The following is a 14647-nucleotide window of genomic DNA, read 5'->3' as shown; positions in this document are numbered from 1 at the left end:
GGGCGCTCTTACTGGTCGTATTAAAAGATCTTGCTTGTTGGCCCGGCCTTGCTTGTAACTTCTTGTCGCGGTACCACTACCTAACGCAACTGAATGGTTAGGGGTGGAGAGATGGTTGACACGGAATCGTCCGCCGTCGTTGTCCCCCATCCGGACGCATCCGGTGGAAGAGCGCTGCCACTCGTCCTCTGTCGAACGTCCCCGCCGGTGTTGCCGGCCGCCCACATCCCCCGGGGCAGGCTGTGGGAGCTGGTCGATCGGGGGGCCCGCCAGGGCACCACCGTGATCAGCGGCGCGGCGGGTTCCGGCAAGACGGTTCTCGCGGCGTCATGGGCCGCGGCCGCCCGATTTCCCGGACCGGTCGCGTGGCTGTCTGTCGATGGCGACGCGGGCGCTGAGTTCTGGGCACATCTGCTGTCTGCGCTTGAGCGCGGCGGCATCCTGCCAGCTGGGCGGATGCGTGACGACCCGGCACCGTCGATGATTCCACGGCCGGCATCGGGGGGCGGCTTCGATGGGCGTTGGCGGGAGCTGGCCAACATACTCGGCGAGTTGCCCACGGCCGCTGTGCTGATCGTCGATGACGCTCATCTGATCATGGATCCGGTCGCGGTTGCCGGGCTTGAGCTGCTCGCCAGCTGTGCGGGTTCCGCGCTGCGACTGGTGCTTTGCGCGCGTTATCCGATCATCGCCCTGCACCGGCTCCGTCTCGACGGACGGCTGGTGGAGGTCGGTCCGACCGATCTCGCGTTCACCGCGCGGGAGACCGCGGCGCTGTTCGAGGCCCATGGTGTTGATCTTCTGGAGGAGGGCCGGGACCGGCTGTTGGAACGAACCGAGGGCTGGGCCGCGGGCCTGCGGCTGTCGGCGGTCCATGCGGCGGCGCATGAGCCAGCGGTCCGTGAGCCGGCGGTCGACGGCCGGGACGGCTCTTACAAGGAGATCACCAGGCGTGCTGTCGGCGAATACCTGCGCGCGGAGGTACTCGGCCGCCATCCGTGGGCGGTCCGCCGGGTCCTGTTGCGCGCGAGCGTGTTGGACCGGCTTACCGGGCCTCTCCTCGAGACGGTCGCGGCCGAGCCCTGCCCGCGGGCCGGCGCGTCGACATCCACGGGCGGAGCCAGCACCGGGGCCAGCAGTGGCGATCCTGGCGGCTCGGTCGTGGACGGGCGGGCGCTGCTGGCGGATCTGGCCCGGACCAACTCGTTCGTGATCGGTATGGACGCGGCGGACACCTGGTACCGCTTCCACCGCCTGCTTGCCGACACCATGCACGCCGATCTCGCGGGAGAGGGGCGTGAGGACGAGCCGGAGCTGCATCTGCGTGCCGCGCTGTGGTTCGCCGAACGCCGTGACGTCGCGGCTGCCGTCCGCCACGCATGCCGTGCCGGGGACTGGCGTTATGCCGCCTGCCTGCTCGTCGAGGGCGGCCTCGGAGTGATCACAGGTTCCGGTGGCCTTGCGCGTGCGGCGCAGGTCGGCCCCTTGGTGGACGTGTTTCCCGTGGGAGCTGCCGAGCAGTCGACCGAGTGCGCGCTGGTGGTCGCGGCACGTGCTGTCCGCGCTGGTGACGCCGAGGCCGCGCGGCGTTGTGTGCATAGCGCATGGACGCGGTTGGCCAGCCTGCCGATAGGCCGCAGGCGTCTGCTGGCGACCGTTCTCGACGTTCTCGACGCCCGCTGCACCGAACTGCGGGCGGATACCGAGGCAATGCTCACCTGCGCCCGCAAGCTGCTGCGCGTCAGCCGGCGTCCGGAGAGCATCGCCATGCCGGAGGGAGGAAATCCGCATAGTCCCGACGTGTGGAGCAGCCTTTCCGCCGTGCGTGCCGTCGCTTTTGCCACCCGCGGCCGCGCCGAGCTGTGGCGTGGTCGTCCTGACGGCGCATCCGAGGCCTTCCGAGCGGCACTGCGCCTTGCCCGTGAGGTGGGTGCGCACGATGTGGAGCTGTCCTGCCTGGGCGGGCTCGCGCTGGCCCATGCCTGGCGCGGGCGGCTGCGCCAGGCCGAGTTCTGGGCCGGCAAGGCCGTGGCCGCCGACCGGGGCCGGTCGGCGGCCACGGGCCGCGACGACGTTCAACCCGCCGCGGCCACCGGGCTCGCCGATGCGCATCTCGCGACGGCGCTCGTGTTCCTGGAAAAATATGATCTTGTTATGGCTGGGCGGCGCATACGTGAGGCGGAGCGCTACTGCCAGCAGTGGCCACAGCCAGTGACCGCTGAGCTCCTCGTCCTGCTCAACGCGGCTGTCCTGGCCCGTACGGGTGATGTCCGGATGGCCCGGCGGCTGGTCGGCGCGCACCGGCCGGTCGGCCTGCCCGATATCTGTGCGCGGACCCGGCTGGCCACCGATGGCGAGTTGCTGGCAGCGGCCGGCAACCCGGACGCGGCACTGGCCGTCCTGCGGCGTGGGATCACCGGGCACCGCCCTGCCCCGAGCGAGCTGCTCGCGCTGGCCCGGGTGCACCTGGCCCGCGCGGACGCACCCGCCGCGGTGGCGGTCCTGGCTCCTTTGCTACGAGCCGACACCGGCTTCGGTATCGGCAGCGTAACGGCTGCCTGCGTGCTGGACGCGGTGGCGGCCAGCCGTACCGGTGAGGTGGCGCGTGCGACCGCGTCGCTGGCCCGCGCGCTGGCGTTGGCTGAGGAGGAAGGCGTCATTCGTCCCTTCGTGGACGCGGGCGAGGAAGTGAGAGCCATGCTGCGGGCGCATCCAGGGCTAGGGGCCGCTCATCGGGCACTCGTCGACCAGCTGCTGGCCCGCGGCGAGGCCGGGCCCGCGGGGTCCAGCAGCGGGCCCGGGCGTGGAGGATCACAACGCTCCACCGCCGCCCGGCCATGGACTGAGCTGCGGCCAGCCCCGGATCGTGGGACGGAGCCAGCCGTCGGCGCCGCTCGGCCCGCCGCACCCATGACTGCCGACGGTGACGGTGCCGGCACCAGTGGTGTGACGGCTTCGCGGCTGTCCCCGGCGAGGCCGCTCGTGACCGGGCCGGCGGTGCCGGTGCCGGCGGACTCAGCGGCGCCGCCGGTGGAGCCGTTGAGCGGTCGTGAGCAGGCCGTCCTGACGTATCTGCCGACGATGCTCACAACGGCGGAGATCGCCAAGGAGATGTTCGTGTCGACGAACACCATCAAGACGCACTTGAAGAGCATCTACCGGAAGCTCGATGTGGCGCGTAGGCGGGATGCCGTGCAGCGTGCCCGAGCACTCCACCTGTTGTGATGTTCGGCAGTCTTGTGATGTCCGGTAGCCGCGCGTGGCGCACAGGAAGCTGTTTTCGGAATCTCCGTCGCTGAATTTTCACCCAGAGCAGAGGATGCGACACGCCTGAACGCAGGCGGACTGTAGTCCCCGAGACGCGGCGCGACGGTACCCGATCATGGAGGGCACGTCGTCCGCGACAGGTGAGGGGCCGGCGGTTGCGTCCGGCTCCGCGGACGCGGCGCGGAGGTGGCACGATGGACCAGGTGCTCGACCGGATGGAGCTGCCGCTTTCCGGCGTCGAAGTCGAGCTGGTGGGTTCGCCGGTCGGACTCCTGCACTGGCGGTTGAGGTCCGCGGGCGTGTCCGCGGACATTCTCGATCATCCGTTGGACCAGACACCGATTCTTGGCTGGCGCCAGGGCGCCACCCCGGTCGAGGGGCGCCGGCCACCGGTGCCCTTCACCGTCGCCTGGGGCTCGCTGCTGGGTGGGCGTGGGCCCCTGCGGGTTGTGCTCGTCCACCGTCGCCGTTTCCGGGCGACCGTGCGGCGCAATCTTGAGCCCATGACGCTCGGTGGCGCGTTCTGGATCGCTGAGGCCGAGGGCTCGTTCGAACGGCTGGTCGTGTCGGACGGAACGATCGTCGAGAGCCGCGATCTGCGGCCCATGGGCTAAGTGGTCGGCGCCGGAAGTTCATCCAGGGCCTGCCGGCGCCAGGCGGCGCCTCGCCTCATCGCTCCCCGCACATCGCTTCGCGATGCACGGGTACCCCGGCTCGTCGGCCCCGGTAGAACACCGCTACCGGGGCCTCCTCCGCCTCGCGACGCATCCACCTGGCATCCGACAACCCCCGAAGGACTTCCAGCGCCGACCACTGAGGCGAGGCTCTGGCAAGCGGCGGCTTGTGAAGGACGCCGCGGCCGGCGGGCATAATGACTGATCGTGCCTAAACGGATTCCGGTCGCTGCCGGTCGGCGGTGGGCGCATGCCGCTGAGGCCCACCGCCGCCTGGCGCCCCCGAACGTGGCTGTCGCCGCGCCCCCGCCTGTCGTCGTGCTCGTGGCTGCCGCTTGACCGCTGCTTGCCTGCCACTTGCTTGGCGTCGTGCCATGCGGCATTAGTTGTGAACTATGTGCTTGTTTGTTGTTTTTCATAGTGTGCCATGGTCGCTATAACGTCAGCAGGCTCGTCCCGTTACGACCGAACCGGTCACGGTCATGCCCGCGGTGGTCCTGTTCGTGTGGCGGGTTGCGCTGGCATCGCTTTTGTCCGTTTGTGGGATCACCATCCGGGCCCGGTCCGCGGGATTCATCGTGTTCGTCAGCCAACCGCGGTATCGACCCGCCGCCGTCTCGACAGCGACATACCACCCGGCCCAACCCGTGCGGCCGGTCATGACGCGAACGCGCTGTGGCCACCCGCACGCAGCTGTCGGTGTTCCGCCCGCGGCGCCGCGCTGATGGGCTGGCACAGGGTCAGGAGGGATCATCCAATGAGTTCCGGCACGTCTCCAAGCCCCTGGATCCGGGAACGAGATCTTGTCATTGGCATCACTCCGTTCACCGAGCCGGACGCGAGGCTGGCCGCCGCCGTGACCCGGGCCGGCGCTCTCGGCGTCCTCGATCTCGGGCGTGACGCGGCCACCGCGCGCACCGCGCTCGTCAACACGGCGCGCTGGGCCCGCGGTCCCTTCGGCGTACGTGTTCCCGCCGGCTGCGCGACCGTGCCGGGGGAGCTGCCGCCGGTGGTGGACACCGTCGTCCTTCCGTCCGGCCGTGTCCCGGGCGCTGGCCCGGCCGAGACAGGGCGGGAGGCGGCGAGGTGGGATGTCATGACCGCCGCGGCCAACGGCCACCGTCGCGTCCTGGTCGAGGTTACCTCGGTCGCCGAGGCGCGGGCGGCGATCGAGGAGGGCGCTGACGGTCTGATTGCCCGGGGCTGTGAGTCAGGTGGCCGGGTCGGCGACCTCACCACCTTCACGCTGCTCCAGCATCTGCTCCATGCCGAGCTGGACCGGCCGGTGTGGGCCGCTGGGGGAATCGGCCCGCACACCGCCGCCGCGGCGGTTGCCGGTGGGGCGTTCGGGGTCGTGCTTGACGTCCAGCTCGCTCTGGTCCGGGAGATGGAACCGCGGACCGATGTGGCCGCCGCCATCCGAGCTATGGACGGCAGCGAGACCACGGTCATCGCCGGGCATCGCGTGTATGTCCGCCCTGACCTGCCGGCCGCCCGGCTCACTGGTCATGATCTGGACGAGGCCGGTGTCGCCGGCCTGTTGGGCGCCCGTGACCTGCGCACGCAGCTCCTGCCGATCGGCCAGGACGGAGCCTTCGCGGCGCCGCTCGCTGACCGGCACGTGACCGCGGGCGGGGTCGTCGCGGCGGTCCGGGACGCGGTCCGGGAGCATCTCGGAGCTGCCGCCCGGCTCACCTCGTTGGCTCCTGGCGCGCCCTTCGCCGCCGACCGGGGTGTGCGTCTCCCGGTCGCGCAGGGACCGATGACGCGGGTCAGCGACCGGGCCGAGTTCGCCAAGGCTGTTGCCGATGCCGGCGGCCTGCCGTTCCTCGCCCTCGCCCTGCTGAGCGGGCCCGAGGTCACCGCTTTGCTGGCGGAGACAGCCGCGCTGCTCGATGGCGCGCCCTGGGGTGTCGGAATCCTCGGGTCCGCCCCGCCGGAGATCCGCGCTGCTCAGCTGGCGGCCGTCAGCGCGGCCCGTCCACCGTGCGCGTTGATCGCGGGTGGGCGGCCTGCCCAGTCGGCAGCGTTGGAAGCGGCCGGTATCGACACCTTCCTGCAGGTGCCCTCACCGGCGTTGCTCGCCCGGTTCCTCGCCAGCGGTGCCCGGAAGTTCGTCTTTGAGGGACACGAGTGCGGCGGCCACGTGGGCCCGCGCGCGAGCTTCCCGCTGTGGGAAGCCCAGATCGCCGGGCTGCTGGCCCACGGCGAGCGGGTGGCCAACGAAGCCGGGCAGCAGGCCGGTACGGAGTTCTTCGAGGGTGTGCACGTGCTGTTCGCTGGCGGTGTGCACGACGAGCGGTCCGCCGCCATGGTCGCGGCGGCCACGGCCCCGCTGGCCGGGCACGGTGCCCGGGTCGGGGTGCTGATGGGCACCGCGTATCTGTTCACCGCCGAGGCGGTTGACTCAGGGGCGATTCTGCCCGGGTTCCAGCAGGCCGCGGTGGACTGCGAGCGGACCGTGCTGCTGGCGACCTCGCCGGTGCACGTGGCCCGGTGCGCGCCATCGGATTTTGTGCATGCCTTTGCCGAACGCAAGGCCGAACTGCTCCAGCGGGGACTCACCCGCACACAGGTATGGGAGGAACTGGAGCGTTTCAACCTCGGTCGGTTGCGGATTGCAAGCAAGGGGACGCGTCGGGTACGTGACCGGCTGGTCGCCGTCGACGCCGAGGCCCAGCGTCATGAGGGCATGTTCATGATCGGCCAGGTGGCGGCGCTGCGGTCGGCGAGAACCACGGTGGACGTCCTGCATGCCCAGGTCACCGAGGGCGCGACCCATGCGCTGGCAGCCAGGGCCGCCGAGCTTGGCATCGATACGCATCCCGGCGGCGGCCGGCCGCATGGCGTGGCCGGCGGGCGGTATCAGGTCCGCGAGGCCGCCCGCCCGCTGGATGTGGCCGTCATCGGCATGGCCTGCGTGTTCCCTGGCGCCGCCGATGTGGACGAGTACTGGGCCAACATCGTCGGCGGCCTGGACGCGGTCACCGAGGTGCCCAGCAGCCGCTGGGACCCGAACCTCTACTACGACCCGGACGCGGGCCCGCGCGACACGGGACGGCGGGTGGCGTCCAAGTGGGGTGGGTTTCTGTCCCCGGTGCCGTTCGACGCGCTGGGTTTCGGTATTCCGCCGAAGGCGTTGAGCAGCATCGACCCCGGGCAGTTGCTGGCCCTCGCGGTGGCTGCCCGCGCGCTGCGCGACGCCGGGTACGGCGACCGTCCGTTTGACCGGTCGCGCACATCGCTCGTGTTCGGCGCCGAGCCCGGCGCTGACCTCGCCTCCGCGTACGGCTTCCGGTCCGCCTACCCGGCCTTTGTCGGCCCGGTCCCGCCCGCGCTCGACGAACACCTGCCCACCCTGGACGAGAACTCCTTCCCCGGCCTGCTCGCCAACGTCATCGCCGGCCGGATCGCCAACCATCTTGATCTTGGCGGGGTGAACTACACGGTGGACGCGGCCTGCGCATCCTCGCTGGCCGCGCTCGACGCCGCGTGCAAAGAGCTGGTGGCCGGCACCTCCGACCTCGTGCTCTGCGGCGGTGTGGACACCCATAACAGCATCCACGACTTCCTGCTGTTCTCCTCCGTCCAGGCGCTGTCCCCGACCGGCCGGTCCCGCAGTTTCGACGCATCCGCCGACGGCATCAGCCTGGGGGAGGGGGTGGCTGTCGTCGTGCTCAAACGGCTCGCCGACGCCGAACGCGCCGGCGACCGCATCCATGCTGTGATCAAGGCGGTGGCCGGATCGAGCGACGGGCGGGCGCTGAGCATGACCGCTGCGCGCAAGGCCGGCCAGGTGCTGGCGATGCAACGGGCCTACGCCCGAGCCGGGATCTCCCCGGCTGACGTCGGTCTGGTCGAGGCGCACGCGACCGGCAGCGTCGTCGGTGACCGAACGGAGCTCGCCAGCCTGGCCGAGGTGTTCACCGCCCATGGCGCCGCGCCGGCAAGCTGTGCCCTGGGTTCGGTGAAGTCCCAGATCGGGCACACCAAGTGTGCCGCCGGCCTGGCCGGTCTGATCAAGACGGTGAAGGCGCTGGAGACCGGTGTGCGTCCGCCGGCGGTGAACCTCAGCCAGCCGAATTCCTCCTGGGACGCGGCGAGCAGCCCGTTCTTCTTTGACACGGGGGCTCGTCCGTGGGCAGCGCCCGCGTCGCGCCGGCATGCCGGTGTGTCCGCGTTCGGTTTCGGCGGGACGAACTTCCATGCGGTGCTGTCGGCCTACGATGGTGGGCCCGAGCCCGCGCACGGTGTGCACCCATGGCCGGCGGAGCTTTTTGTCGTGCGCGGTACCGACCGGATCGCGGCGGGCCGCACCCTGGACAAGCTCGCCGAACTCATTATGATCAACGATGGCGCCGGGCAGCCCTGGAAACTGCGTGACCTGGCCGCGGCGGTCGCGCGCAGGCGCGGTGGGACAGTTCAGGTGGCGTTCGTCGCGGCCACCCTCGATGACCTGCCCGACCTGGTGCGGCGTGCGCGGGCCTTCAAGCATGACCCGAAAGCGGGGATCTTCGTTGCGCCCGCGCCCGCGCCCGCGCCCGATGCCAATGCCAATGCCGGGACGGCTGATCCGACTGGCTCCGGGCCGGCCGGCGGCCCGGATCGAAGCGGGCAGGTCGCCTTTCTCTTCCCCGGTCAGGGCAGCCAGCGGCCCGGAATGCTGGCGGATGTGTTCGTGGCCTTCCCGCGTCTGCGGCACCTGCTCGAACGTGGTGAGAAGTGGGTGAAGGCGATGTTCCCGCCGGCCGCCTTCACCCGTGCGGACGCGGCTGCCCAGCAGGAGGCGATCACCGATACACGTACGGCACAACCGGTCCTCGGGATGGCGGGACTTGCCATGAACGAGATTCTCACCGGGCTCGGGGTCCATCCCGATCACCTCGGCGGCCACAGCTACGGCGAGCTGGTCGCCCTGTGCGCGGCCGGCATCATCGACATTGATGATCTTCTATTGCTCAGCGCGGCGCGGGCGGCTGCCATCCTGGATGCCGCCAGCGGTTTCGCGCGGACCGACGATTTGGGGACGATGGCCGCGGTGGCTGCCGCCGCCGGGCCTGTTCAGGAGGTGCTGGCCGCCGGTGGGGCGGAGCTGGCCGATGTCGTGATCGCCAATCGCAACGCGCCGGAACAGACCGTGATCTCCGGTCCGGCGGACGCGGTCGATGTCGCGGTACGCCGCCTGCTGGCGGCTGGGCTGACAGCCCGGCGGATCCCGGCGGCGTGCGCGTTCCACAGCCCGATGGTCGCGGGCGCGGTCAGCGCGTTCGGCGCCGAGCTGGACAAGGTCGCGGTTGGTGAGTCGACGGTCCCGGTCTGGTCAAACACCACGGCGCAGCCGTATGAGCGGGGCGCCGATGCGGTCCGGCGGACGCTTGCGGAGCAGGTTGCGGGCCCCGTCCGATTCGTCGATCAGATCGAGGCGATGTACGCGGCCGGCGTACGGATCTTCGTGGAGGCCGGGCCGGGGCAGGTGCTCACGGGGCTGACCGGTCGGATCCTCGCCGGTCGGCCGCACACCGCCGTCGCTACGGACGTTCCCGGTGAACACGGGCTGCGCCGGTTTCTGCTCGCGCTCGCCGAGCTTGCCGCGGCGGGTGTCACAATGGATACGGCACCGCTGTTCGCCGGGCGGGACGTGCGTACGGTCTCGGCCACGAACTGCCCACGCCGGCCCGGTTGGCTGGTCGACGGCCACCTGGTGCGGACGTCCGACGGCCGCTGTCTGCCGGGCGGGCTGCGCCCCGCCGGCGAACCGCCACGGCTGGCGGGCGGCGAGCCCACCCTGTCGGCGCTCCCAGCCGCCCGGCCGCTGTCCCCACCCCTGGCGGTGCCGGCGATGGCATCGCCCGCGGCGGTACCGCCAGAGGTACCAGCGGCACCAGCGCCCGCCGCGGCAGTGGTGACACCAGCGGCAGCGGCGCTGGAAGGAAACCTGGAAGGAAACATCGCGCCGCGGGAAGCCGCCACGAACGCAACCATGATCGAGTTCCTGCGCGCCACCCGGGATCTGGTCGCCGCCCACCGTGACGTCATGCTCGGCTATCTCGGTACGGCGGCCGTGGCGGGAGAGCGCAATGCGGTGGAGCCGGCCCGGGAACCAGCCGCTCCCGCTGTTGCCCCGCAGGGGCGTCCGGCGTTGCTACCCGCCCAGCCAGGGCCGTCCGGCCCCCGTGGCGCAGGCGCGGGCACGGGGGCGCCTGCGCGGCCGTCGGCGTTGCCGGCAACGCCGGCGCTGGATCCGCCCGCGGTCCTGGCGCTCGTGCTGGAGGTGATCCGCGCGGCCACGGGCTATCCGGCGGACATCCTGGAGCCCAATTTGGATCTTGAGTCTGATCTGGGTATCGATTCGATCAGAAGGGCGGAGATCCTGGGGACGCTGACCGCGCGTGCCGGCCTGCTGGGAGGCGCCACCGCCACCACCGGCGACACGGTGCCGGAGGAGCTGGCGCGGGCCAGGACCATCCGCGGGATCGTTGACTGGATCGTCACCCGGCCGGGTCTCGACGCTGGCGCGGCGAATCCGGCCGTCGGGCCCGCTGACACAGCCGTCGGGCCCGCTGACACAGAGGTGCCGCCGACGGCGAACACCGGTTCCAGCGTTGATGTCGATACCGTCTACATCGACCCGAGCAGGCTGCTGGCGAATGCTGAACGTGAGCGGCCAGGCGCCGCATCGCTGCGGCGGTTCGTCGTCGACGTGGTTCCGCTGCCGCTGCCGCTGCCGTCGCTCGCGGAAGCTCTTGCCGCGGTCGGGACCGGCCATGGGGCGGGGGCGTTGTCGGGCGCCCGCTTCGCCGTCGTCGAGGGCGGCCTGGGCATCGGGCTGGCTCTGACAACCATGCTGGAGCGGCACGGCGCGACCGTGCGGATGTTCTCCGCCGCTGATGGGTCGCTTGCTGATCAGCTCGCGAGCGGTGTCGGAGCGGACGGCGTCCTGTGGGTGTCACCGGTGGACCGGGACGCCCCCCCGGCCCTGCCCGCCGCGTTCGGCCCGATCAAAGCCGCGGTCGCGGGCGGTACCCGCCGCCTTGTCATCGCGACCGGCAGCGGCGGCAGCTTCGGCCGGTCCGCGACCGATGAACCTGGTCCGAGCGTCGGGATAGCCGGGCTGGCCCGCACAGTCGCGCGGGAGGCGCCGCGGACGCTCGTCCGGGCGGTGGACCTCGACCCCAAGGAGGCTCCCGTCCAGCTCGCCGAATACCTGCTCGCCGAGATCCTCACACCGGATGCCCCGGTCGTGGTCGGCTACCGTCACGGGATCCGCTCGGCCCCGCGGGTGGTGCCCGCGCAGCTCTCCTCGACCGGCGTGAGCGTACCCGCGCTCGGCCGGGACTCGGTCGTGCTGCTGACCGGCGGCGCCCGCGGTATTACCGCCAGGGTGGCGCTGGCGCTCGCCCGTGCCACCGGCTGCGGGATCGAACTGATCGGCCGAACTGTCCTGCCGGCCGTACCGGAGGACCCGGCGACAGCCGCCGCGCCGGACGCACCGCGGCTGCGCCGAACCCTGATCGACGCGGGCCTGTGCCGACCGGCCGAGATCGAGGCCACGGTCGCCCGGTTGTTGGCGGAGCGGGAGGTGCGGGCCACTGTGGCGGCTCTCACGCGGACCGCGTCCTATGTTCGATACCACGCCGTGGACGTCCGGGACACCGAGGCGCTGCGCCAGGTAGTGGCGGCGGTTTACGCCGATCGCGGCAGGATCGACGGGGTTGTGCATGGCGCCGGGACTGTCGCGGACAAACTGGTCCGGAACAAGACGCCGGAGCTGTCCGACCGCATTTTCACGACAAAGGTTGAGAGCGCTCGGACGCTTGTCGACGCACTGCGTCATGATCTTGATTTTTTGGTGTTGTTCGGCAGCGTGTCCGGCGTGTTCGGTAACCCCGGCCAGGCCGACTACGCCGCGGCCAATGATGCTCTTGACACCTGTGCCCATGCCTGGGCGAGACGTTTTCACGGCCGTGTCGTCTCACTTGACTGGGGTCCGTGGGGCTCGTCCGGCAGCGAATCCGGCGGAGCTGATTTCGGTGGGGGAATGGTGTCCGCCGAACTGGGACGTCAGTATGCCCGCCGGGGCGTCGGCCTGATCGATCCGGATGCCGGAGTCGTCGCGGTACTGCGTGAACTGGCCGCCGATGTGGACGTGGCGCAGGTCGTGTACATGTGCGGAACACCCGAGGCACTCGACGGTGGATTTCCCGGTCCCGGTATCGCGGATGTCGGTCGCTGACCGGGAAATGCGCCCGACCACGACGGTACGTGGGCATGATCAGGTCGCGCCGATCCATCACGAGCCGTCCGGTGTGAACACGCGGGCGCTGGCGTCGTCCGCCAACCGCTTAAGCAGGTGGCCTCGCAAGATTCGGTGGCTTGACAGATGCCCGGAGGACGGCACGACCACGTGCCGCGCCTCGGCCCGCTGGAGTTCAGTGATCAGCTCGTCGAACGCCGCGCGCGAGCCGTTCTGGTACTCGAAGAACGTCGTGGCGTAGCAGTAACCCTCCGCCACCGCAAAGCGGCGCATCTCCGAAACAACGCGGTCAAGCTCGTCGTCCGGCACGTCATCGGGTGCGCACATGTAGCCGTATATCAAGGGTTTCATTGCTGAACTCCCGCGTTATGGAAGCGTGGTGGCTGGGCTTGGCGGGCAGGCATCGTCACCGCTCGCCAGCCCAGCCGGTCAGGAGCGCGTGAGCGCAGGGTTGTGCTCTGCGAGAACCGCTCGCTCACACGGGAAAGCACAGCCACACACCACGCACAGGCCGTGGTCGTTAGCGTGCTCGTTCAGCACAACGGTGGCGAGCCGGTGCAGCACTTCGACTCCGCTACCGATGTCGGCGTCCGTGATCGTCTCGACCATGCCCGCCGCTCACCCCGCAGCCGGAGCGAAGAAGGCCAGCAGCCGGTCACGGATGAGCGCTGCGGACTGCTCGGGAGGCTGACGGTTCACGTCCAGCCGCAACACATCGAAGCCCGGTTGAACACCTGCACCGGGGTCACGTGCGGCTGGAAGTACCGGTGAGTGACCAGCTCTTCCACGGCCTGGGCGTCGCTCATGAGCGCCCGCGGTACGCGCTGATCCCATAGGCCGTAGGTGTGCCGGATGCAGTACGCGCAGCCCAGCGGGCAGTCCTGGATGTGGTTCAGACTGAGGCCGCTCTTGCGGTACTCCACGACTTCACGGGCGCGCTCCGGAAGCTTGTCGATCTGATCCCTGCTCAGCAGGGCAACACGGGTCATCACCTGGCCAACTCCCGAATCCCTTGAGGACGGACGCGGTCCGGCGTCCCTCACGGGAGAGTAGGGACGAAAGAAGGTGGTGAATAGAAAGTTTCTTGTTATTTCTCGAAATATTACAATCGACCGGGTGGCTGCGAAACTACTCGCTATCCTCCTGGGGCTCAGGAGCAAGGTCATCAATCACACGGCTGATGATCACCCGAGCGCTTCGACCGTAGCTGGCGACGGCGGCAAGCTGCTCGAAGGCGTTGCCGTACAGCTCGATCTCTTGTGGTTGTCGCAGGTCGAGCGCGGCGCTGAAGGTTTCGACCAACACTCGTTCGTTGTCGTACATCCAGAAGCCGTGCCACGGCGAGGTGGCGTACTGCGTCTCAAAGGCGATGATCCCGAGCCGCACGTTGGTCAGTTGAGAGAGGGAGACCAAGCGGTCGAGCTGGCCGAGCATGACCTCTGTGGGGCACAGCCGGAACCTAAGCGCTGCCTCGGTCAGGATGAAGTGAAATCGCTTGTCCGGCCGGTACAGGATCTCCTGGCGCTGCATGCGGGCCGCTACCGCCTCGTTAATGTCGTTGGGCAGCTTCAAGCGGCGGATGCCCTCAGCGAAGCGAGCCCTCGCGTACTCGGCGGTCTGGAGAAGGCCCGGAATCACCGTTGCCTCGAACGCGCGAAAGAGGCGCGTCTTCTGATCCCACTCGGTCAGGTCTTGTTGGTGCGGCTTCAGGCCGGTACGCAGGATGCGCTGCCACTCGGCGTGCTGCACCTCAAGGGTGTGCAGCGAAGCGAGGAGCGCTTCTGTCTCGTCCTCAGCGTTGGTTGCCCGCGTCCAATCGCGTACGTCATCGTCGCTGGGTGTCTGTCGGCCGTTCTCCAGTTTGCTCACCTTGGAAGGCGGCCACGACAACGACTCCGCGAGCTGCCGGCCGCTGAGAGCAGCGGACGAGCGCAACTCGCGGAGTCGTTTGCCGAGGGCGTTACGGGCCTCGTGGACGTTAGAGCTGCCCGAGATGTTGTTCGGTGGCAAAGTCATCCCGTCGTACGGCGTGATGCCAGGCCGCATCATGCCAGTAGTTGTGCTTCACGATCTCGGTGGGGTCTTCGATGACCTCGCCGCCCAAGAAGGCGTCGTTGTCGTCGAAGCGCATCCGTACCAGCTTGCGTGAGTCGAACAGCCAATAATCGTGGCTGGGCAGTTCAGCGGCTTCGGCCTTGCCTCTCGGCAGGTAGCGGATGTCTTCGCCCGCGCCGTTGGTGAACTGCGCACACCAGACACCGAACCTGCTGTAATCAGTGAGGGGCACACTCACCACCCGCACGCGGGTGAACCGCTTGCCCTCCGTGGTGGCATCGCGGATCATCTTCAGCCAATCTTGCATCCACGGCAGCTCGTCATCTTCGTCTGCGAGGAACCTGCGTAGCGATTCGTTCTCGTAGTCGGCGTCGTAGGTGTCGCGGGTTTCCAACCT

The 14647-nt window shown here is 69.7% G+C and carries 8 protein-coding genes; 3 read left to right on the top strand and 5 right to left on the bottom strand.

What is annotated here, in order from left to right:
* Positions 1-111: 111 nt before the first annotated feature.
* The 3 genes from MJ777_RS04175 (at position 112) to MJ777_RS04165 (ending at position 12174) form a co-directional block, all read left to right on the top strand.
* A complete protein-coding gene (locus tag MJ777_RS04175) occupies positions 112-3225 on the top strand; it encodes a LuxR C-terminal-related transcriptional regulator (RefSeq protein ID WP_239373304.1) in 3114 nt (1037 codons plus the stop codon).
* A 236-nt stretch (positions 3226-3461) separates the two neighbouring features.
* Positions 3462-3881 (top strand): hypothetical protein, encoded by a 420-nt coding sequence (locus tag MJ777_RS04170; protein ID WP_239307893.1) that lies wholly within the window; start codon positions 3462-3464, stop codon positions 3879-3881.
* A gap of 817 nt (positions 3882-4698) precedes the next feature.
* Positions 4699-12174, top strand: coding sequence for a type I polyketide synthase (locus tag MJ777_RS04165; protein WP_239373302.1), 7476 nt, complete (start codon positions 4699-4701; stop codon positions 12172-12174).
* 57 nt (positions 12175-12231) lie between these two features.
* On the opposite strand, the gene MJ777_RS04160 is transcribed toward MJ777_RS04165, so the two are convergent.
* The 5 genes from MJ777_RS04160 to MJ777_RS04140 form a co-directional block, all read right to left on the bottom strand.
* Complete coding sequence (locus MJ777_RS04160) at positions 12232-12546, bottom strand: hypothetical protein (protein WP_239307895.1); 315 nt, start codon at positions 12544-12546, stop codon at positions 12232-12234.
* Between the two features lie 78 nt (positions 12547-12624).
* Positions 12625-12804 (bottom strand): hypothetical protein, encoded by a 180-nt coding sequence (locus MJ777_RS04155; RefSeq protein ID WP_239307896.1) that lies wholly within the window; start codon positions 12802-12804, stop codon positions 12625-12627.
* Between the two features lie 86 nt (positions 12805-12890).
* Positions 12891-13184 (bottom strand): hypothetical protein, encoded by a 294-nt coding sequence (locus MJ777_RS04150; protein ID WP_239346049.1) that lies wholly within the window; start codon positions 13182-13184, stop codon positions 12891-12893.
* A 139-nt stretch (positions 13185-13323) separates the two neighbouring features.
* Positions 13324-14211 (bottom strand): helix-turn-helix transcriptional regulator, encoded by an 888-nt coding sequence (locus MJ777_RS04145; protein WP_239373294.1) that lies wholly within the window; start codon positions 14209-14211, stop codon positions 13324-13326.
* Positions 14174-14644 (bottom strand): DUF6879 family protein, encoded by a 471-nt coding sequence (locus tag MJ777_RS04140; RefSeq protein WP_239307898.1) that lies wholly within the window; start codon positions 14642-14644, stop codon positions 14174-14176. The genes MJ777_RS04145 and MJ777_RS04140 overlap by 38 nt, the downstream gene beginning before the upstream one ends.
* Positions 14645-14647 lie beyond the last annotated feature (3 nt).

It is taken from the genome of Protofrankia sp. Cj5 (assembly GCF_917627405.1).
GTDB lineage: Bacteria > Actinomycetota > Actinomycetes > Frankiales > Frankiaceae > Protofrankia.
This window is presented reverse-complemented; position numbering and strand designations above follow the sequence as displayed.